Raw genomic sequence first — 18,303 nt, 5'->3', positions numbered from 1 at the left:
GGCAAGCGCACGCTTGAGGCGCGCGCTTGCCGGGGAGAGCGTGGGGCCGGTTTAGGCCGTGGCAGTTCTTTAGGCTGCGACGGTTCTGGCGCGGCTGGTGTTTACCACGTCGGCGCGCACGGGGCGGGCGCCGCCGAACAACTGGCCCTGTCCCAGGAGCACGCCGAAGCCGAACACGCGGGCGAGCTGGTCGTCGTTCTCAATGCGCTCCACGACCAGCGCGAGGCCGTGGCTCGCGAGGTGACGGCACACGTCGTTCGACGGCAGGTGTCCGCTCGGCGCGGGCAAGCCGCTCAGGAACACGGAGGCGTCGAGCTTCACGAAGGCGAAGCCCTGTTCCGAAAGCGCCTCGAAGTCCATGTCGAGATCGGTCAGATGGGACATCGCGAACCGGAAGCCGAGGGCGCGCATGTCGGCCAGCGAGTCCCACTCGGGCGTCGAGAAGGCGCGAACGTCGCTCTGCGTGAACGACAGCACGAGCTGCGTCGCGAGGTTGCTGCGCTGATGCAGCGTCTCGGCCAGCTCGCCGAGGAAGTGCTCGTCGGCAACCGACTCGCCGCTGAACGTCGAGAACACCGAGCCTGTCTTGCCGCGCTCTTCGAGGCGGCGGGCCATCAGCGCCGTGCGGGTGATGCGGACGCCGTCGAACAGCGGCAACAGACCCGTGCCGCGCAGCTCGCCGCCGTCGGAGGCGACCTCGATCGGCCGGCCTTCGGCATCACGCAGGCGCACGCTGACTTCATAGTGGCGCGTCTGCTGGTCCTGGAGACCAAGGATCGGCTCGAGCGCGACGTCGATGCGGCCGGCTGAAATCGCGTCGGCCATCAGGCGGGCGCGCGTGTCGGCGGAGCGGGCCTTGGCCTGGGGCTGGCGCACGAAAGGCGGCAGCGGCGGGGGCTGCGGGACCGTGGCGCGCGGAGCGGCCGGCGGGGCGGCGTGACGCGCCTTGGCGTCGCTGTCGGCGGCCCGCATGCTTCCGGCCGTCATCCGCAGGGCGTCGATCGACTGGTCGACGGACCGGTCGACAGACTTCGGAGTGCCCGCGCGGCCTTGCGCCTGCGGTGCAGCGCCGTGGCCGGTGCGCGTTTCGTGCTCGCTGGCGTTGACTTCTTCGAGGAGCCGCTTGATGGCGTCCTGGATGACCTCGACATCCGCCTCGCGCGGGGAGGCGGCGTGCGCTTCGCGTTGTGCGGCAGCGTGGGCGGCCGGCTCATTGCGTGCGGGAGCCGGGCGAGCCGGCGCGGCGCGCTCAGGCTGCGCCGAGAGCGTCGGCTCTGCGGGACGGGCCGAGGCGCGGCCGGTAACGAACGGCGGAAGCTCCTCGCGAGCAGGCGCCGGACGGAAGGACCAGTAGTCGTCCAGGTCTTCCGGTGCGGTGGGCTGCTGCGGCTGCTGATTGGCCGCCTTGGGAGCTGCCGGAGGAGAGGCCAGCGCGGCGCCCGGAATGGCGGGCGGCATCGAAGCCGGAATCGGGGGAGGCGTGGCGCGAGGCTGATCGGCAAAGCGCGGTGCGGACGGCGGCGCAGCAGCCTGAGACAGGTGGCCAGCCGGAGGCTGTGGGCCGACGGCCGGAGCCGACGGATAGGCGGCGCGGCCGAATGGCTCCTGACGCGCGAGGTCGTCGGCGAATTGCTCGTCGGCATGCAGCTCGGAAGGCTGGCCCGGGAGCGCTTGTCCAGGAAGTGCTTGTCCGGCGCGGGGCGCCCGGATGGCCTGCGTGGGAAGAGCAGGCGGCATGCCCGGCGCGCCGTCCTTCAAGCGGCGCACTTCCTGCTCGCGGCGGTCACGGCCGGTCGTGCGTGCGGCGGTGTCCGATGCCTTGCGGGCGCTGGCGCGCCAGGCGAACACATGCGCCGAAAGCAGTACGAGATAGGCCGATAGCGCAGCGGTTGCGGCCACAGGGGCGGGTAGCGCTGCGTGCCGATAAAGAGCAACCGCAACAGCTACAGCCACAAGGCCCATCGCCACGGCGATAACAGTTTGAGACCCCGTTCGAATTCCCGTCATGATCTGCTTTTCCCCACCCACTTGAGACGCTGCACCTCAGTGCGCGCACGAATCACATTCCATCAGGGTCGGGTGGTTGGGCCTTCAAAGCAATGCGAGCCCCCCTGGCTATCACCAGCCTTTTCCGAGGCCGAGGGAAGACTTAGGGCGGGCGTGGCGCGGATGCACCGCGCGGACCGCCCGAACCCCCGACCATCGAACGGTGGAGAGCCGCAAATGCGCCTTGGGCCAGCCTAGAGACAACCCGAATCGAGGCGCCGTTTAGATGTCGTTAGGCGAATCGGCGTGGTATCGTTCTTGTCGGGCCGCCTCTCTGTCCGGCGTAATAGGAGACCTGCCCTAATGTTGATGAGTGTTATAGCGCGCCAGTGCGAGTCGGTTGATTATTCTGAACTTTCCGGTGCTCGCGTGCTCATTACCGGACTCACGTCCGAGACAGGTTTCGATCTCGCGCGCGGCTTTGCCGATCACGGTGCGCGCCTCATCATTCAGTCGCCTGAAGACAGCCCGGAAATGACCGAGCTGGCGGCGGTGCTGGCCGAGAATTCGGCGGCCATGAAGCTCTTCAACGATCCCCTCGCAAGCGACGATCAAGCTCTCAAGCTCGTGCAGACTGCGGTGCAGGAATTCGGCGGGCTCGACATCGTCATCAACCTCGTTTCGGTGCCGGCCGCGGACGTCGCGCGTCTCGAGACGATGGAGGATGTCGAGGGGCTGGTATCGGACGCGCTGCGCATCCCGCTGCGCCTGACCGAAAGCGCCGCCAACCGCATGCGGCTCGTCTGGGTCGAGGGATCCATTCTCAATATCGTCCGGATGCCGGATGCCGGCGGTGGCCGCGCCGCGATGCTGGCCGACGTTCTGCGGGCGGCGCTTCAGGATCTGACGCGCGCGATGGCGACCACTTGGTCCGAGCAGGGCATTCGCATCAATGCGGTCGCGCCGCCGTCGTCGGTCGGTGCGCTCAGCGGGCAGCGGGCCGCGTCGGATGCAGATCTTTCCGCCTTCGCTCTGCAGCTCGCGAGCCGCAAGTCGCGCAGCGTCTCCGGATACGTGCTCGATGCCGAAGGCGCCGCGCAGCGCTGGGGATGAGCGTGGGCAGCCGGCAGCGGTTTAGGCAATAGGCAGTCGGCAGGGCCTACTCGGCAGGGGTGGGGACGGCGTTGGCGCTGGCAGAAGTCTCTGCGTGGTGCGAAGCGCCGATGTAGCTCAGGACCGTCGGCACGACGAAGAGCGTCAGCACCGTGCCGAGGCTCATGCCGCCGACAATGACCCAGCCGATCTGCTCGCGATTCTCAGCGCCCGCGCCAGTCGCCATCGCAAGCGGCACGGCGCCGAGCACCATGGCGCCGGTCGTCATCAGAATCGGGCGCAGGCGCAGGCTCGCGGCTTCGACGATGGCGTCGATGCGCCGCTTTCCTTCCAGCTCGAGCTGATTTGCGAATTCCACGATCAGAATGCCGTGCTTGGTGATGAGGCCGACGAGCGTCACGAGGCCGATCTGCGAGTAGACGTTCAACGACCCGCCGACGAGATAGAGCGTGCCGAGCGCGCCGCACATGGAGAGCGGCACCGTGATCAGGATGATCAACGGATCGCGGAAGCTCTCGAACTGGGCCGCAAGCACCAGATAGATGAAGGCAAGGGCCAGCACGAACACCATCGCGAGGCTCTGGCTCGATGACTTGTAGTCCCGGCTCTGGCCGTTGACGTCGGTCTGCACCGAGCGCGGGAGAACCTTGAGCGCGGTCGCCTCCAGATGGTCGAGCACCTCGCCGAGCGCATAGCCGGGCGCGATGTTGGCCGACAGAGTGACTGAACGAAGCTGGTTGAAGCGCTTCAGCTCCTTGGGCGCGACCGTTTCGATCACCTTGACGATGTTGGAGAGCTGGATCATGTCGCCCTGCGGCGAGCGCAGGAAGATCGTGTCGAGCGCCGCGGGCGAGGAGCGGTCCGGAATGTCGAGCTGCACCATCACGTCGTACTGCTCGCCGTTCATCTCGAAGCGCGTGACCTGACGCCCGCCCAGCAGCGTTTCGAGGGTGCGGCCGACGACGTTCACGTCGAGGCGGAGGTCCGAGACCTTGGCGCGGTCCATCTCGATGCGGAACTCGGGCGTGTTGAGCTTGAGGTCCGTCTCGGCGCTTTCGAGGCCGTTGTAGTCCTTGAGGGCATCGAGCAGCTTGTCCGATAGCGCCTGCAACTCCTCATAGGTGCCCGACGACTGCACGACGAACTCGACGGGGCGCACGTTGCCGCGCTGACCGAAAGCACCCGGGTTCTGCACCGCCGTCTGCGTGCCGGCGATGCGGCGCAGCTTGGGTGTCAGCTCGCGCGTGAGCTGCTGCTGGGTTCGCTCGCGCTCGCTCCAGTCCTTGAGCGGCGCATAGACCAGGAAGCGGGACACCTCGGGGTTGCCGTTGATAACAAGACGCGACTTGACCTCGGGCATGTCGGCGAGAAACTTGTCCGCTTCCGCGCTGTAGCGGCTGATGAACGCCAGCGTTGCGCCCTCGGGGCCGGTGCCGCGAATGCGGAGCACGCCGCGGTCCTCGACGGGGGCGAGCTCCGACTTGAGATTGACGAAGAAGAAGTAACTCGCGCCCGCTGTGAAGGCTGCGAGCAGCAGAACGACGGGCCTATGGGAGAGCGCCAATCCGAGCAGGCGCCGGTAGCCGTTTTCGAGGCCCGTCAGGAGGCGTTCGACGAACAGGAAGAGACGCCCGGGATTGGGATTGTGGCGCAGCAGGCGCGAGCACATCATCGGCGTCAGCGTCAGCGCGACGAAACCGGAGATGATCACGGCGCCGGCGAGGGTCAGCGCGAATTCCAGGAACAGGCGGCCGGTTTTGCCCGGCGCGAAGGCGATCGGCGCATAGACCGCCGCCAACGTGAGCGTCATGGCGATGACGGCGAAGCCGATTTCGCGCGTGCCCTTGATGGCCGCCTCGACCGGTTTCATGCCGTGCTCGATGTGGCGGTAAATGTTCTCGAGCACGACGATGGCGTCGTCGACGACGAGGCCGATGGCCAGCACCATGGCGAGAAGCGTCAGCGTGTTCACGCTGAAGCCGAAGACGAACATCAGCGTGAAGGTTGCGATCAGCGAGATCGGGATCGTGACGATCGGGATCAGGGACGCGCGCACCGAGCGCAGGAAAAACACGATGACCAGCACCACGAGCGCGATGGCTTCGAGGATGGTGTGGTAGACGGCCTCGATCGAGCGCTCGATGAAGATCGAGTCGTCGTTGGCCACGTCGGCCTTCATGCCGTTCGGCATCGACTGGTTGATCTTCGGCAACAGCTCGCGCACGCCCTTCGACACGTCGAGCGGGTTGGCCACCGCCTGCTTGATGACGCCCACGGCGATGGCAGCCTTGCCCTCGTAGCGGCTTTCGCGGCGCTCGTCGAAGGCGCCGAGCTCGACGCGGGCCACCTCGCCGAGTTTGACCTGGTGGCCGTCGGACAGCTTGATGACGATGTTGCGGAACTCTTCCGGCGTCACGAGGCCGGTGCGTGACAGCACGCTGAACTCGCGATTGGTGCTCTCGATGCGCCCGGAGGGAAGCTCGACGTTCTGCGCGCGTAGGGCATTTTCGATGTCCTGGACGGTCAGCGAGAAGGCGGCGAGGCGCTCGCGGTCGATCCAGATGCGCATCGAATAGCGCCGTTCGCCGTAGATCGTGACGTCGGCCACGCCGTTGAGGTTCTTGAGCTGGTCGACGACGAAGCGGTCGATGTAGTCGGTGATTTCGAGCGGCGAGAGCACCGGGCTCGTGAACACCAGCAGCATGACGGCCTGAGCGTCGGCCTCGACCTTGGCGATGACGGGCTCGTCGATCTCATCGGGCAGGCGGCCGCGCACGCGCGAGACGCGGTCGCGCACGTCGCTGGCGGCGACGTCCTGGTCGATCTCGGGGCGGAAACGGACGGTAATGCGGCTGTCCTCGGACCGGCTCGAGGATTCGAGCACGTCGATGCCGGAGATGCCGGCGATCGAGCCCTCCAGGATCTGCGTCACCTGGCTTTCGATGATCTTGGCGGAGGCGCCGGGATAGCGGGTCTGAACCGAGACGACGGGCTCGTCCACATTCGGGTATTCGCGCACCGTCAGGCGCATGTAGGAGACGACACCCAGCAGCACGATGACCAGGCTGAGCACGGTCGCGAAGACCGGCCGCCGGATGCAGAGTTCAGAAAACCCCATCAGGTGCCTTTCGCGGCTGGATTGGCGCCGGCGACGACCTCGACGCGGCTGCCGTTCTTGAGCATCTGCTGGCCTGCCGTCACGACCGTGGTGTCGGCCGCCAATCCGTCGAGGATTTCAACGAGCCCGTTGCTGCGGCTGCCCACCCTCACCTTGGCTTCCATGGCCTGGCCGTTCTCGATGCGGAAGACGATCTTCTCCTGGCCGCGCGGCACGATGGCGGCCTCGGGGATGACGAGCACGTTGCGGCTGATCTGGCCCTTCACGCGGATGCGCGCAAATAGGCCGGGGCGCAGGACCAGATCGGGATTGTCGAGCTTGGCGCGGATGCTGAGGGCGCGGCCGTTGACGTCGAGGTGGGGATCGATGGCGTAGATCGAGCCCGGGAACGTGCGCCCCGGCAGGGCATCGACGGAGATTTCGATCGATTGCCCGGTCTTGACCTGTTCAAGGAAGATCTCGGGCAGCTTGAAGTCGATCTTCAGGGTGTCGATCTTTTCGAGGTTCACGATGGGCTGGCCGGCGGTGATGTAGGCGCCGGGCGAAACCTTGCGAATGCCGGCGATGCCGCCGAACGGCGCGCCGATGGTGTGCTTCGACAGGCGGACCTTGGCGAGCTCGAGGGCTGCGCGCGTGGTTTCCGCGTTGGAGGTCGCTTCGTCGCGGGCGCGTTCAGTCACGTTGCCGGAGCGCGCGAGGGAGTTGGCGCGCTGCAGGTTGCCTTCGGCGAGATTGAAGCGGGATTGCGCGTCGTCCACCTCGGCGACGGCGAGCGCGGTATCGAGCTTGACCATCGCGGCGCCGGCAGCGACGGGGGCGCCCTCCGAAAGTGCGATTTCCGTGATGCGGCCGGCGATCTCGGATGTGATCTGGACGGATTCATCGGACTGCAGCGTGCCGATGGCGCGAATGTCCTCCGTGGAGGTGGTGGCGACGGCGTTCGCGGTCTCGACGGCGACTCCCCGGGCCGCGCCGCGGTTCGCGGCCGGTTCGGCCCGCGCGCCCTCTTTGCCGGTGGCAGGCCCATCGGACTTAGCGGCGGGGGCCGAGTGCAGCCCCGCCATTTCGGACAGGCCACAAAGCTTGCCCTCCGTGGTGTGGAATGCGGCTGCGGCCGCTGCCGTGAGCAGCACGAGCGCGATCAAGACTTTCCACATAAACCACCTGATCCAGTTGCGGCGGAGCGAGACGTCGGGTCTTGCGTCGTCGGGTCGTTCTTCGGTGCAAGCCGTGCTTCAATCGAGAAGCCGCGGGCCAGGGCTAAACGCATCAGCGCGCGAAATCCGTCGCACCGATGACCAAGCCTGTCCTACTGCCGCGAAGCTTACGCCTCAAATATGGCAGGGGCTATACGTCCCGGTCTCCTCAGGAAGCCCCTAAGGCTTTTTCGAGGCCTGCTGGCTGGCATCCGCATCCGGAATGCGGGAGCGAGCGGGCGGGGCGATGTCCGTCTGGGCCGGGGCGAGGCCGTCCACGGTGACGGCCGGGGGGATCTGCCCATAGAAGGGGACCAGGGCTGCTGCCGGTGCCTTGGCAAGGAGGGGCTGCAATTCCGCATCGAGCGTCGCCAACGGCACGATGTCGGTCTTGGCGCGCATGTGCACGACCTTGAAGCCCTTCGCCTTCAACCCGGCCAGGATCGCAGGCAGAGCCTTGGCCGTCGGGCGTTTGAGATCGTGGAACAGCAGGATGCCGCCGCGCCGCGCGGTCACTTGCTTCAGGGTCCGGTCGGCGATGCTCTGGGGGCTGCCGATGAAGCTGTCGTTGGAGATGACGTCGACGGTGAAGCTCGCGATGCCGCGGGACTGCAGGTAGGCTAGCAGCTCGTCGCTGTCGTTCAGGCCCGGGAAGCGGAAGAACGGGGCGATGCCGGTCCCTGCGCCAAGCGTAACGGCGGCGAAGCCTCGCTCGATCTGGTCTTTCGCCTTGTCGAAGGTCAGGCGCTTGAGGTTGTTCGGATGCGACCAGGTGTGCGTGCCGACGGTGTGGCCGCGGGCGATCACGTCCTTCATGGCGGCGGGATGCGAGATCGCCATTTCGCCGACCGCAAAGAAGGTGGCCTTGGTGCAGTACTGATCGAGCGTGTCGAGGATCGGGGTCGTCACCCACGGCACGGGACCGTCGTCGAAGGTCAGCACGACCTCGTTCTCGGCGAGCAGGTCGTGCTCCTTCTCGCGCTTGGTGGCCGAGCCGAAAATCGGCCCGCCCGATGTGTCGATCTCAATGACGCGCGAGACGCCGAGCGCCGTTTCCGGGTGCGCGCATGAAGCGGCCAGCGCGGGACCGGCGCCGGCCAGCGCGAGAAGCGCCAGCGAAAGGGTGACTATCCGAACGTTCACGCCGTGCTCCCGATCCGCATCAAAAGTGCGGCGGAGTCTCGGTGATTTCCCCGGTCCCGATCAAGCCCGCGACGGCGGTTTTCGCGCCGCGCGCGGCATTTGGGGCGCTATTGGGTGCCGAAGGACTTGAGCTGCCAGGGATCGTTGCTCGGGTTCGCCCAATCGAACGGCTTGGTTGCGGGGCTGGCCGGGCGGACCGGCGCCGGTTTCCGGGCGCTTTCGGCCGGGGGCGGTGGCGCGTCGGCTGCGGCTGGGGTGGCGGCGTCGTTGACAGGCCATGTCGCGGCGCGGGTGGCGAGCGCGTTGGCTGCGGCAGCGGTCTTGGCCTTCAGCATCTTGGCGGCGATGGCGTCGAACTCGGGCAGGGTGGTGGCAGGCTGCTTCGGTACGATGTGCACGAACTTGTAGCCGCGCGTTTTCAGCTCCGCGATCAGGCTGCTGATGGCGCCGGCCGTCGAGGGCTGGATATCGTGGAACAGCAGGATGCCCTTCTTCTCGCGGTTGAGCTCCGCCAGGACGTTACGAAGGACGACGCCGGGGCTCTTGGTGCGGAAATCGCGCGAGTCGACGTGAATGCCGAAAATGCCCACGCCGCGGCCGCGGATGTAGGCGAGGCTGGACTTGCCGTGAGCCAGATAGGGAAAGCGAAAGAACGGCGCGATGGGAACGCCGGCGCTGGCGGCCACCGCCGACAGGCCAAGCTCGAACTCGCGCTTCATGGGAGCTGCACCGAGTGCGCTCATCTTCTGGTGCGACCAGGTGTGGACGCCAACGGTATGGCCGCGGCGGATCACTTCCTGCAACGTCGTCGGATCGGCGATGGCCATGCGGCCGACGGAAAAGAACGTCGCCTTGAGGCAGTACTCGTCGAGCGCATCGAGGATCGGGATGGTGTAGCGGCGCATGGGGCCGTCGTCGAACGTCAGCACGACTTCGCCCGGCTCGAGGAACTTCGTTTCGCTGGCGTGGTACTGGCTGCCGAACTCAGGTCCCGTCGACGTGTCGATCTCGACCACCCGGCTGATGCCCATGGTGGTGCTTCCGTTGGCGCAGACGCCCACCGGCTCGGTGCCCGGCAGCGTCGGCTTCAACAGCGGGGCGCTGTCGACGTCCGGGGTTTCGCCGGCAAACGGCGTCCCGACAGGCGCGAGCGGCGGCGGCGTCTCGGCGTGTGCGCCGGGCGCGGTCGCGATCACGGCCATGCCAACGCAGGCCGCGAGGGCCGCCAGCGTGTTGCACCGGATCGTGCGCATCAACTTTCTCCCCGCTCAGGCGCTGATATGGCCCCGCCAAGCCGCGGATCTCGCGGCGCTTCGGCATTGAACCACGGTTCGTAGTTGAGTTTGTAGCCAAAATGCAACCCCGCTTTGCGGGTGCAATTTTTTGGCGCATGAGAGTGTCGCGCGTGTGACGGCTATGGTACGGGCTGCCTCGCAAACGGACGCTCCCGGGCGATGTACCGGGGACACGCCGCTGTGGTCAAAGTGCCGCTAAAACGGCCGCTCGGTGCGGCATCTTGGAGCTTCGATGTCGGCATCGGAAAAACGGGCGTCCGCAGAGGCGGAGGACATCAGCGTCGCGGATCTCGTGCGGGACGTGGCGCTGGCGTTGCATGATGGCGACAGTGCGCGCGCGGCTGGGCTGGTCAGCGACCTGCATCCGCGCGACCTCGCAGACGTCATCGAACTCCTCAGTCCCGAGCATCGCGTGGCTCTCATCCAGGCGCTGGGGCCGGCGTTCGACTACGAGGTGCTGTCGGAAATCGACGAGTCCGTTCGCGACCAGCTCTCCGAAGCGCTGCCGAACGAGCTGCTCGCGAAAGCCGTTACCGAGCTCGATACCGACGACGCCGCCTACCTGATCGAGAACCTGGAGGACGCGGACCGCGAGGAAATTCTCGCGCAACTGCCGAAGGGTGAGCGCGCGGTTCTCGAGCGGCAGCTCGACTATCCGGAGGAATCCGCCGGCCGCCTGATGCAGAGCGATTTCGTGGCGGTGGCGCCGTACTGGACAATCGGGCAGGTGATCGCGCACGCCCGCGAGTCGGACGACCTGCCGGACGACTTCAACGAAATTTTTGTCGTCGATCCCGCATTCCGGGTGCTCGGCAGCGTCGAGCTGTCGCGCCTGCTGCGCACCAAGCGCGACGTGCCGATTTCCGAGATCATGGAGACCGATCTCGACATCGTGCTCGCGACCGCGGACCAGGAAGAGGTGGCGCGCGACTTCGAGCGCTACAATCTGCTGTCGGCGCCGGTGGTCGACGAGAACAACAAGCTCGTCGGTGTCATCACCATCGACGACATCGTCGAGGTTCTCCAGGAGGAAGCCGACGAGGACATGAGGGCGCTCGGCGGCGTCGGCGACGAGAGCCTGGGCGGCAGCGTCGCGGCGACGTCGCGCAGCCGCGTGCCGTGGCTCATGGTCAATCTCCTGACGGCATTTCTGGGATCGCTCGTGATCAAGGCCTTCGACGCGACCATCGAGCAGATGGTGGCGCTGGCCGTGCTGATGCCGATCGTGGCGTCGATGGGCGGTAACGCCGGCACGCAGACCATGACGGTGACGGTGCGCGCGCTCGCGACCAACAAGCTCGGCGCGGCCAACGCGCGGCGCATCATCTCGCGCGAGGCGCTCGTTGGCCTGATCAACGGGTTGGTGCTGTCGTCGATCATGGGGGCGATCGTGTTCTTCTGGTTCGGCTCCAGCGCGCTCGGCGCCGTGATTGCGGCCGCCATGGTGGTTAATCTTCTTGCCGCCGCGCTCGCCGGCATCCTCATTCCGCTGGCGCTCGACAGGCTGAAACTCGACCCGGCGCCCGCGTCGGGAGTGTTCGTCTCGATGGTGACGGACGTCGTCGGGTTCTTCGCCTTTCTCGGGCTTGCCTCGATCTATCTGCTGTAGAAATCCGCGCTGGATGACAGTTCGATAACGGTCAGAGAAATTATGCGTCTTGCGGGGCGCGGGCGGCGCGGCGCATGAATGTGCGGATTTGATCCGACGCCCACTCCATGCAGGTGACCATGGCCCAAGAAAAACGCGTCAAGCATTTGCGGCAAACGCTTCTTTGGCCGGTTTATCTCCTGCCGCTCGACGAGAACGCGCCCGTCCAGGACCATTGGGAGCACCTGGCGACGCCCGGTCCAGGTAACCCCTGGAGCGAGGTCGACGACGAGTTCGGCGATCCGGCCGAGTTCCAGGCGCGCCATTACAACGAGTTTGTGACCTTCCTGCCGCCGGTGCAGCGGTTCCTTTACGGCCAGGGCCTCGGGCGGGCGGTGAGCAAGGTCTACGGCGAGAGCCCGATCCGCGTCATGCGCCGCCGCGACGTGCAGCGCGCGCGGGTGGTGCTGGCCGAAGGCGACGAGCCGATCGATCTCGGCGTCGTGCATGTGGATCTCTATTTCTTCTTCGATATCGACATCGCGCTCCTGGCTCTCGAAGTGTGCGCAGAAGACCTCCCGCTCGATACGGCGCAGAACCTGCTGTTTCGCTTCGGGCGCGCCTATCCGGCGTACTGGGAAAAGGACACCGGCCGCGCCGGCCATTGCCCGTGGAAGGTGGAATGGCTCGACGCCGACGGGCAGGTCCTCGCGACCTCCGACTATGGAAATCGCGAGAAGTACCTGTCGTTCGTCTGCCGCCATCGCGCGCCGACAACCGCATCCCATTGGGAATTCCTGATGTCGCCGCTGGTGCTGCACCACGCCGATCAGAAGGGCCTCGTGCGGTATCGCCAGCTCGAATACTACCGCATGCCGTACATGGCGTATCTGGCGCTCGACAGAGCGGACACGCTCGCGCGCTCGGATGCGATCCGGCTCGCGCTCGGCAACGAAGCCGGTGGAGACACCGCGAGCTTGCCCTACTCGGATTCCTATCTCGCCGATTTCGAGCAGCGCTATTGCTACGACCGGAACTTCAGTTCCACCGCGGGGCAGAAGGCGGCCAGCGTCCGCTTCCTGGCGTCGGGAGACACGCTCATCGTGACGGGCGATGCCTCGGATGAATTCTATGCGTGCTCGCAAACGGGCATTCTGGCCCGCTTCCGCCATCAGCATTTTCTAATGTTCCTGATCGCGCATTTCCAGAAGGCGGCGCTGCATATGTTCTCTGACCGGCTGGTGGGCGCGGTCAGCCGGCTCGACATCACCAACCCGAAGGCGAACCGGATCTTCCGCCGCGACATCCGCAATGCGCACGAGAACTTCCTGCGCTTTGCGCACCGTTACTGGTTCCACGACATCTCGCACCAGGCGCAGGTGCACGAGTTGTTCGAGAAGACGCGCGGCCATCTGCATCTCGACGCGCTCTATGCGGAGGTGCGCGAGGAGCTGCAGGACATGGGCAGCTTCCTCGACGTGGAGGCTATGCGCAAACAGAACGAGACCGTGGTGCGGCTGACGGTGGTGACGACGTTCGGCCTCGTCGGCACGGTCACGACCGGCTTTATCGGCATGAACCTATTCGACTGGACGCAGCAGCCGACGTGGTGGCGCATGCTGGCGTTCGCCGCCGTGTTCGTGCCGACGTTCTTCCTGACGCTCTATACGGTCGTCAAATCGCGGCGGCTGTCCGACTTCCTGGATTCGCTCTCGGACGAAAGCGTGACCTGGGGACGGCGGTGGCGCGCGCTGATGCGCGTGTGGTTCGGCGCACCGGGGCCCTGAGCCGCGGGCCTAATCACCGCTCGGAGAGATGCGAAACTCGAGCAGATCTGTGCGGGTGCGTAGTTCGCCGACCAGCGTCGCGATGGCTGTCTTGCGCGCCGTGCGGATCATCATGCGGTACTCGAAGAAGCCGCCCGTGCGGTCGAGGCGGTAGCTCATGTTGGCGATGGAAAAGCCCTGCTTTCCGATCAGATCGCGCACTGTCTGCTCGGCCAGGATCTGGCCGGTGTCGAAGCGCAGGACGAGTTGGGCAAAGGAATGGCTCGGGATCCAGCCCTCGACACGCCGGAAAATGGCGAGCGTGCCGAGCGTGGCCAGTGTCGCGAGCACGGCGGGGTAGAAGAAACCGACGCCGAACAGGATGCCGATGGCGGACGTGATCCAGATTGAGGCGGCCGTCGTCAGGCCGCGCACGGTCAGGCCTTCCTTGAAGATCACGCCTGCGCCGAGAAAACCGATGCCCGTCATGATGCCCTGGGCGATGCGCGTAGGATCGGTGCGGATCGTATCGAGCGGGACATCGGCGCCGAGCCAATCCCATTGGTAGTGGGTCAGCACCATCAGCAGCGCGGCTGCGAGACAGACGAGGGCGTGCGTCCTGAACCCGGCGGGCCGGCCATGAAGGCTGCGCTCAAGCCCAATCAGGCTGCCGGCCGCCCATGCGGCTCCAATGTGCAGGGAGATGTCGAGGTGGTGCTGCTGCATGTCCGGTCCGTGCCGCGGGCCGGCAGCCCGCAGCGTTGCGGGTCGAGGCTAGCGCTCGGCTGTCGCGGAGCTAACGATTATGTGCAGATAAGAAAATCAACGCGGCTGCGAAGGCGCACGCCCGGCACATCAGGGTATCCGAAGACGGGGCGTTCCATTGTGGGCGCGTGGCGTCTCCGCGACTTGCTCAGCTCGTCGGGGCGTCGAGCTTGCGGGTGAGGTTTTCGAACTCGCGCCGCAGCTCCTCGTTCTTGAAAATCTGCTCGAATGTTGGCGCCTCCAGCTTTTGGATCGCCTCAAACGAGGTCGAGCTGTCGCGCATCAGGTTGCGCAGCTCAAGGCTTGCTTCCACTGTGTCGAACGTGTTGTCGGCGATGCGCAAATCGTGCGTCGCGCGCGTGCGGGCGGCGGCGATTTGCTCGCGCTGCTGGGCAAGATAGCGGCGGTAGCCCTTGGCGGCTTCCTCGGCGAGCTTCTGGCTTTCGCGGTTGGCGTCGAGCGCGCGTTTCTGGTCGGGGCGGTTTTCGGCGCGCATCAGCTCCTGGGTCTTGGCCTTGGCCGCCGCCAGATCCTTCAGGATCGCGTCGAGCTTCGGCAGGTACTGCGTGTCGATCTTCTTGATCGTCGAGTCCTGGGCGTGCACGAGAAGGGCGAACAGGGCCGCGTGCATTGCGAAGTACTTGCGCGCAGCGCCCGGGTTTTCCGACGTGGCGGTCATGAGCTTGGCGAGCTGGCCGTCGATGATCTTGGCAGCGTGGAAGGTCGCGACCATGCGCACGAGGTCGCCCGAGAGCACGCCGTCGAGCAGGAGATCGAGCTGGTCGGGCGCGAGGTCGACACCGGATTTCGTCAGCGCATCGCGGATCTCGGCTTTCGCCGCAACAATCGCCGCTTCGTTTTCGGCGATGCGCGTCTTCTGCTCCGCGATCTTGCCCGTGAGGCTGTCGACCGTGTCGGTGAGCACGCCGGGCAGCATGGCATCCTTGGGCGCGGTGATCTGCTTTTCGCGCAGCGTGACGATGCCCGCTTCGAGATCGCGGATATTGCGGCGGTGGGTCTCGATGCGCTTCTGCACTTCTACGACGGGCGCATCGGTGACGATGGCGAGCGTGGAGTCCAGCAACTGGCGGATGCGCGCCTCGCGATCCTCACGCGTTTCCGTCCACAGCGGCGTGACGAGGAACTCGTCCTTGCCGGGCAATTTCTTGGCTTCCGACCGCTGCTCTGCGACATCGGCCAGAATGCCGTCGATGGCGGACATGAGGGCGCGGGCCTGCTCATAGCCGAGCTCGCCCTCGCGCGGGTCGGCGGGGGCTTTCGGCTCGACGGGCGCGAGCGGCTGCTCGGCGCGCAAGAGATCGTCGATGCGGTCGGTGTGCTTGGCCGGTGCGGCAGAGGTCTGCGCGCTCGCGACCGTCGTCGAAGCGGTCGTCGATACCGCCGTCGCGAGCATCGCAAACGCGGCGAGGGGGAGCGTGACGCGGCTGGCGCTACGAATGAAGTGGGTCAAATGAGCCTCCGGACCTGAACGTCATCAGGCGCACCAAAATCGGGCAAATCGATGTTGTGCGGAAGGGCCGGTCGTTGAAGACGGTTTCTAAGTGCCTGTGGAGGCTTGGACAATCGCGGCAATGAGAGCGGGCGTGATCTGGCGGGCATCGGTCAGCACGGCCATGTGGGTCACGACGGGGGCTGCCCGCAGGGACAGGCGGGCGGGTTCGAGCGCGACGCCGGGCGGGGGACTGCCCAGCGTCAGCCCGAGCTTCAGATCCTTGGCCGTCACGGCGAGCACGGCGAACTCGCGCCCGCCGGTGCCGAATGCGATGCCGCCGTCGAGCAGGCGCTGGGTGACCTGCGGCGCAGCCTTGCCGACCTCCGCGATCACGTAGACGGCGAGAGGACGATACGCCTTGGCGCGAGCGAGCAGGGCGTCCATGGAGAGGGGAGCGGACGCGGCATCCGATGCGCGGGGCGTTGCGGGGGCCGTTGGCGGGGCGGCAGGCGCCGGAGAGGCAGGCATCAAGGAGACTGGCGCCGGTTGCACGAGCGCGGGTTGGATGGGCGCAGTTTGGACCGGAGCGGGTGCGACGGGCTTCGGCGCTTCCGATTGGTTCTCGTTCGCCGCGTGCACAACTGGCTCGACGTCACGGCGCGGCGGCAGAGGAGGGCGGGCGGTCGCGCGTGCGCGCCGCGTTCCGGCGTCGGCATAGATCGCCTTGCCGCCGTTATTGTAGATGCGCTCAATCCAGGACGCCTTGGAGAACATGATAAAGCCCTGGCGACGCAACCAGTCGATGATTTCGTTGCGTTCGCGCAGGCCCTCTTCGGCGATGGCGCTCATCCACTCGTCCAGCGAGCGGCCGGTGTCGGCTTTCAGCGTTTCGAGGAACTGGCGTTCTTTCTCGCCGTAGTCGGTGCTCACGGCCCGCCTCTCTGGTTCAGGTCTTGCGGCTTCGGATGGCGTGGCATCAGATCAGGCGGCGCGTGCGCTGTTTGTAGTCGCGGTAGGCGTCGCCGAAGCGCGCCTCCAGATGCCTCTCTTCGGGCAGGATGGCGAGCCAGGTTATCAGCGCCAGCAGTGGGACGGTTACGATCGCAAACCAGACGTTCTCCGTCAGTTCGGCCGCGCCAAGCAGGATCAGCGCGTCGGCGATATAGATCGGGTTGCGGCGAAAGCGGAACGGGCCGTCGGTCACGAGCACGGTCGCAGGCTGGTCCGGCAGCACTGTGGTGCCGTGGCGGCGCAGCGTGATCACGCTCCAGATCAGCAGCGCGAGGCCGGCAGCGCCGATGCCGTGGCCGACGAGGCGGGCAATCAGATCGCGTTCGCCGGGCCAGGCGAGCGGCCACGCCGCGCCGAGCCAGATGGCCACCACAACGGCGGCCGCGATCAGGATCGGCGGCCAGGGCACGCGCGAGGGGCGATCGGCGGCGGATGCCGGCTGGTGTTCTGGGGTGGGCGCCGGATCGGTGGTCTCGGTGGTCATCGTGTTTTCGGTCGTCCAATTTATGGTGGCCGGATAAAGCGATGTGGAGCCTAGGGTTAATTCCGTCTCGACCGACGTGCAATCGGCTGCCCCGTCTCGACGGCCACACTTTTATCCGTAATCGGCATTACGAGCCCATCCGGTTCGCCCGGTTCAAGTCCGGTTCATGTCCGCGGCGGTATTCGGCGCGGGTGTTTCAAGGTCCAACGTAGGAATAAGACCCCATGTCCTCGAAAGCCACATTCGTTTATGCCGCGTCCGCCCTCGCTCTCTTCGCAGCGCTCCCGGCCCCCGCCCAGGCTGCTTCCAAGTACGGCTGCTTCAAGGTGACGGTGCCGAGCCTCAATCTGCGTGCGCGCCCTTACAGCTCGGCTGAAGTGGTCGGCGTTGCGCATCGCGGCGAGATCCTCGAGAAGCGCAAGATGTTCTGCACGCCGCGCGGCTTCTGGTGCGCGATCCGCAAGGGTTCGCTCGAGGGCTATGCGGACAAGTCGAACATGGTCAAGATCGACTGCCCCTAAGCCCCAGGCTGATAGAGCAGGTGAGCCGCAGGCTGAAAAGCAGGCGGGCTGGCGGGAGCATTCATGCCTTTCACGATCTCCAAACTGCTCGGCCTGCTCGCCGCGCCCTCGACGCTGCTGATCCTCGGCGTCGTGTGGGGGCTCTGGCGCATCCGGCGCGGCAAAGGCTCGGGGCTCGCCTGGGCGAGCGCCGCCGGCTTTCTGATCGCCGGATTTTCGCCGATCGGGAACGTGTTCATCCTGCCGCTCGAACAGCGGTTTGCGACCGTTGCGCCGCCATCGGCAACGGATCGCGTCGACGGCATCATTCTGCTCGGCGGTTTCGAGGATGGATGGGTGTCGGCGGGTCGCGGTGGTCTCGGACTCAATGAATCCGCCGAGCGCGTCACGGAGGGCCTGCGTCTCGCGCTGCGCCATCCGAACGCGAAGGTGGTGTTCACGGGCGGCGCAGGCGGCTTCATCACCGGGCGCTCGGAAGCGTCCGGGCCGGTGGCGGACTTCCTTGTCGAAGCCGGCATCGCGCGCGAGCGGCTGGTGCTCGAAAACCAATCCCGCAACACCTACGAGAACGCCGTGCTCACGCGCGAGATCGTGAAGCCGCAGCCCGGCGAGCGCTGGTATCTCGTCACCAGCGCGTTTCACATTCCGCGCTCGATGGGTCTGTTCCGGAAGGCCGGGTTCGATGTGATCGCCTACCCGGTCGACTACCGCACGCGTGGACCGCAGGATGTGACGCGCGTGTTCGAGCGCATCTCGCAGGGGCTGATGCGCGTGGATGCGGCGATCAACGAATGGATCGGTCTTGCGGCCTATCGTGCGCTGGGGCGCATCGACGAGTTTTTTCCCGCGCCTTAGGCGCCGCGT

Annotated in this window: 14 protein-coding genes; 5 read left to right on the top strand and 9 right to left on the bottom strand. The window is 66.3% G+C overall.

The features are described 5' to 3' along the window. Nucleotides 1–69 precede the first annotated feature (69 nt). Nucleotides 70–2,007: an EAL domain-containing protein gene (locus tag K2Y42_RS07355; protein WP_291150554.1), complete on the bottom strand. Its 1,938-nt coding sequence runs from the start codon at nucleotides 2,005–2,007 to the stop codon at nucleotides 70–72. A 408-nt stretch (nucleotides 2,008–2,415) separates the two neighbouring features. Here K2Y42_RS07355 and K2Y42_RS07350 point away from each other — a divergent pair, with 408 nt between their 5' ends. Beyond that, nucleotides 2,416–3,099 (top strand): SDR family oxidoreductase, encoded by a 684-nt coding sequence (locus K2Y42_RS07350; RefSeq protein WP_291150552.1) that lies wholly within the window; start codon nucleotides 2,416–2,418, stop codon nucleotides 3,097–3,099. Between the two features lie 46 nt (nucleotides 3,100–3,145). Here K2Y42_RS07350 and K2Y42_RS07345 read toward each other — a convergent pair whose 3' ends face one another. From K2Y42_RS07345 to K2Y42_RS07330, 4 genes are all read right to left on the bottom strand, one after another. Beyond that, a complete protein-coding gene (locus K2Y42_RS07345; RefSeq protein WP_291150549.1) occupies nucleotides 3,146–6,217 on the bottom strand; it encodes an efflux RND transporter permease subunit in 3,072 nt (1,023 codons plus the stop codon). Beyond that, entirely contained in the window at nucleotides 6,217–7,374 is a 1,158-nt protein-coding gene (locus tag K2Y42_RS07340; RefSeq protein ID WP_291150546.1) for an efflux RND transporter periplasmic adaptor subunit, read from the bottom strand. The genes K2Y42_RS07345 and K2Y42_RS07340 overlap by 1 nt, the downstream gene beginning before the upstream one ends. 219 nt (nucleotides 7,375–7,593) lie before the next feature. Then, a complete protein-coding gene (locus K2Y42_RS07335; protein ID WP_291150543.1) occupies nucleotides 7,594–8,556 on the bottom strand; it encodes a polysaccharide deacetylase family protein in 963 nt (320 codons plus the stop codon). Between the two features lie 107 nt (nucleotides 8,557–8,663). After that, a complete protein-coding gene (locus K2Y42_RS07330) occupies nucleotides 8,664–9,809 on the bottom strand; it encodes a polysaccharide deacetylase family protein (RefSeq protein WP_291150541.1) in 1,146 nt (381 codons plus the stop codon). Between the two features lie 274 nt (nucleotides 9,810–10,083). Here K2Y42_RS07330 and mgtE point away from each other — a divergent pair, with 274 nt between their 5' ends. Together mgtE and K2Y42_RS07320 are read left to right on the top strand one after the other, a co-directional pair. Continuing rightward, a complete protein-coding gene (gene mgtE / locus K2Y42_RS07325; protein WP_291150539.1) occupies nucleotides 10,084–11,460 on the top strand; it encodes a magnesium transporter in 1,377 nt (458 codons plus the stop codon). Nucleotides 11,461–11,579: 119 nt separating this feature from the next. Next, nucleotides 11,580–13,226 (top strand): hypothetical protein, encoded by a 1,647-nt coding sequence (locus K2Y42_RS07320; RefSeq protein ID WP_291150537.1) that lies wholly within the window; start codon nucleotides 11,580–11,582, stop codon nucleotides 13,224–13,226. A gap of 9 nt (nucleotides 13,227–13,235) precedes the next feature. Here the strand turns inward: K2Y42_RS07320 and K2Y42_RS07315 are convergent, their stop codons facing one another. From K2Y42_RS07315 to K2Y42_RS07300, 4 genes are all read right to left on the bottom strand, one after another. Next, nucleotides 13,236–13,931: an MgtC/SapB family protein gene (locus K2Y42_RS07315; protein WP_291150534.1), complete on the bottom strand. Its 696-nt coding sequence runs from the start codon at nucleotides 13,929–13,931 to the stop codon at nucleotides 13,236–13,238. A gap of 187 nt (nucleotides 13,932–14,118) precedes the next feature. Continuing rightward, complete coding sequence (locus tag K2Y42_RS07310) at nucleotides 14,119–15,441, bottom strand: hypothetical protein (RefSeq protein ID WP_291150531.1); 1,323 nt, start codon at nucleotides 15,439–15,441, stop codon at nucleotides 14,119–14,121. A gap of 87 nt (nucleotides 15,442–15,528) precedes the next feature. Continuing rightward, complete coding sequence (locus tag K2Y42_RS07305; protein ID WP_291150528.1) at nucleotides 15,529–16,353, bottom strand: hypothetical protein; 825 nt, start codon at nucleotides 16,351–16,353, stop codon at nucleotides 15,529–15,531. Between the two features lie 46 nt (nucleotides 16,354–16,399). Next, nucleotides 16,400–16,918, bottom strand: coding sequence for an isoprenylcysteine carboxylmethyltransferase family protein (locus tag K2Y42_RS07300; protein ID WP_291150526.1), 519 nt, complete (start codon nucleotides 16,916–16,918; stop codon nucleotides 16,400–16,402). A gap of 224 nt (nucleotides 16,919–17,142) precedes the next feature. On the opposite strand from K2Y42_RS07300, the gene K2Y42_RS07295 reads away from it, so the two are divergent. Then, on the top strand, nucleotides 17,143–17,439 hold the full coding sequence (locus K2Y42_RS07295; RefSeq protein ID WP_291150524.1) for a hypothetical protein: 297 nt from the start codon (nucleotides 17,143–17,145) through the stop codon (nucleotides 17,437–17,439). A 63-nt stretch (nucleotides 17,440–17,502) separates the two neighbouring features. Next, nucleotides 17,503–18,294 (top strand): YdcF family protein, encoded by a 792-nt coding sequence (locus K2Y42_RS07290; RefSeq protein WP_291150522.1) that lies wholly within the window; start codon nucleotides 17,503–17,505, stop codon nucleotides 18,292–18,294. Nucleotides 18,295–18,303: the final 9 nt, after the last annotated feature.

It is taken from the genome of Hyphomicrobium sp., from assembly GCF_019744875.1.
Classification (GTDB): domain Bacteria; phylum Pseudomonadota; class Alphaproteobacteria; order Rhizobiales; family Hyphomicrobiaceae; genus Hyphomicrobium_C.
This window is presented reverse-complemented; position numbering and strand designations above follow the sequence as displayed.

Coding starts and splice junctions, on each gene's coding strand:
- K2Y42_RS07320 (WP_291150537.1), top strand. CDS start 11,580: ATGGCCCAAGAAAAACGCGTCAAGCATTTGCGGCAAACGCTTCTTTGG.
- K2Y42_RS07330 (WP_291150541.1), bottom strand. CDS start 9,809: ATGCGCACGATCCGGTGCAACACGCTGGCGGCCCTCGCGGCCTGCGTT.
- K2Y42_RS07295 (WP_291150524.1), top strand. CDS start 17,143: ATGTCCTCGAAAGCCACATTCGTTTATGCCGCGTCCGCCCTCGCTCTC.
- K2Y42_RS07290 (WP_291150522.1), top strand. CDS start 17,503: ATGCCTTTCACGATCTCCAAACTGCTCGGCCTGCTCGCCGCGCCCTCG.
- K2Y42_RS07300 (WP_291150526.1), bottom strand. CDS start 16,918: ATGACCACCGAGACCACCGATCCGGCGCCCACCCCAGAACACCAGCCG.
- mgtE (WP_291150539.1), top strand. CDS start 10,084: ATGTCGGCATCGGAAAAACGGGCGTCCGCAGAGGCGGAGGACATCAGC.
- K2Y42_RS07315 (WP_291150534.1), bottom strand. CDS start 13,931: ATGCAGCAGCACCACCTCGACATCTCCCTGCACATTGGAGCCGCATGG.
- K2Y42_RS07340 (WP_291150546.1), bottom strand. CDS start 7,374: ATGTGGAAAGTCTTGATCGCGCTCGTGCTGCTCACGGCAGCGGCCGCA.
- K2Y42_RS07355 (WP_291150554.1), bottom strand. CDS start 2,007: ATGACGGGAATTCGAACGGGGTCTCAAACTGTTATCGCCGTGGCGATG.
- K2Y42_RS07345 (WP_291150549.1), bottom strand. CDS start 6,217: ATGGGGTTTTCTGAACTCTGCATCCGGCGGCCGGTCTTCGCGACCGTG.